The organism is Desulfovibrio sp. 1214_IL3152, assembly GCF_036763055.1.
Taxonomy (GTDB): domain Bacteria; phylum Desulfobacterota; class Desulfovibrionia; order Desulfovibrionales; family Desulfovibrionaceae; genus Desulfovibrio.
The window spans coordinates 1-1,539 of sequence record NZ_JBAIYW010000044.1; the positions used below are offsets into that span (position 1 = coordinate 1).

The 1,539-nt window shown below is 60.4% G+C and carries 1 protein-coding gene and 1 pseudogene; both read left to right on the forward strand.

What is annotated here, in order from left to right; all coding sequences use genetic code 11:
- Positions 1-486: pseudogene (locus V6C07_RS00865) on the forward strand (tRNA(Ile)-lysidine synthetase); the annotation flags it as partial.
- Positions 486-1,373 (forward strand): permease, encoded by an 888-nt coding sequence (locus V6C07_RS00870; protein WP_333534507.1) that lies wholly within the window; start codon positions 486-488, stop codon positions 1,371-1,373. The pseudogene V6C07_RS00865 and the gene V6C07_RS00870, both read left to right, overlap by 1 nt.
- The last annotated feature ends 166 nt before the right edge of the window (positions 1,374-1,539 follow it).

Sequence of the window (1,539 nt, forward strand, 5' to 3'; positions counted from 1 at the left end):
GGCACCCAGGCCAGCGATTCCAAGGCCTACAGGCCGGGCGTGGCCGCGCTCAGAGAGCTCGGCGTTGCATCCCCTCTGGCGGACGCAGGCCTGACCAAGCCGGAAATCCGCGCTCTGGCGGCTTCCACCGGCATGTCCTTTCCCGAGCAGCACGCGCGGCCCTGTCTCCTGACCCGGTTCGCCTACGGTATGAGCCCTGATGAAAAAACATTGCGCGCCTTTGACCAGGCGGAGGCCTTGATCGAGGGCTACCTGCGCCTGTTCGCGGCACGGCACTGCATCAAGACCCCCGACTTCCGCCTGCGCCAAACAAAGGAAGGCGCGGAGCTGCACCTGACGCCGTTTCCGCTGCTGGAAAACGAGAGTCTGGCCGGAACGCTGCGCAAACAGCTTGAAGAGTGCGCGGCCGACCTCACCGGGCGGCCGCTGGCTGCGATCCGACAGATGGAATCGCTGAGCGGCTATTTCGACAAGGAGAGCGCGTGATGCACGCGGTCCACCATACGCTCTTGGACTCGCTCCTGTTCACGCTTTGGATGCAGCTCAAAGCCGTGGGCCCATTCTGGGTGGTCGGCCTTATCGTGGGTTCGCTCATTTCGACCTACCTGACCCAGGAAATGATCGGCAAGGTCTACCGGATGCGCGAAGGCTCTTTTTCGCTTTTCTCCGCGACCGTGGCCGCGCTCATCGGCACGGCCTCGCCGCTGTGCATGTACGGCACCATCCCGGTCATCGTGGCGCTGGGCAGAAAGGGCGTGCCCCAAGCCACACTCACGGCCTTCATGATGAGTTCCATACTCCTGAACCCGAACATTTTTTTTCTGACCTTCGCCCTGGGCACGCCCGCGGCCCTGTGGCGGCTGGGGCTGTGCGTTGTCGCCGGGATGCTTTCCGGCTGGCTGGTTCAGGTGTTTTTCAAGAACAGGCAGGTTTTCGACCTGCAGAAGTTCGCGCCCGGGGTTGCGCCGGTCGGCAAAACCTTCACCGGGGACCTCAAGAAATCCTTCGCGATCACGGCGCCGTATTTCGTCGTCGGCATTCTTCTGGCCACGCTCTTCGAGGTGCTCATCCCGCGCGAGTGGGTCAACCTGGTGCTCGGCGTCAACCCGACTTTCGAGGTACTGGCCGCCGTGCTGATTTCTGTGCCGGTCTATACCTGTGACGGCGCCATAATCTCGCTCCTGCGAACATGGCAGGAAATGGGCCTTTCCGAAGGGAGCGTCGTGGCCTTCCTCCTGGCCGGGGCAGCGACCAAGATAGCCAAGCTCGGGGCCATCAAGATCGTGCTCGGCATGCGCAACTTCAGCATCTACCTCGCGTTCATTCTCATTTTTTCATTCACAGCAGGCTGCTTGATAAACCTTTTGGCCTGAGTCCCAGGGCCATATCCTAAAAACGGCCGGTCACTACCGGCCCTTTTTGTAACTAGAAAACCCCCCGCTAGGCGGGGGGTTCTAAAAAGCTTATAGCTTTGCCCAAGTGAGTAAAACTCCTTTTGATTTGTTAAAAAATCTCGCGGTCTGGCAACTGCGAGTCAAC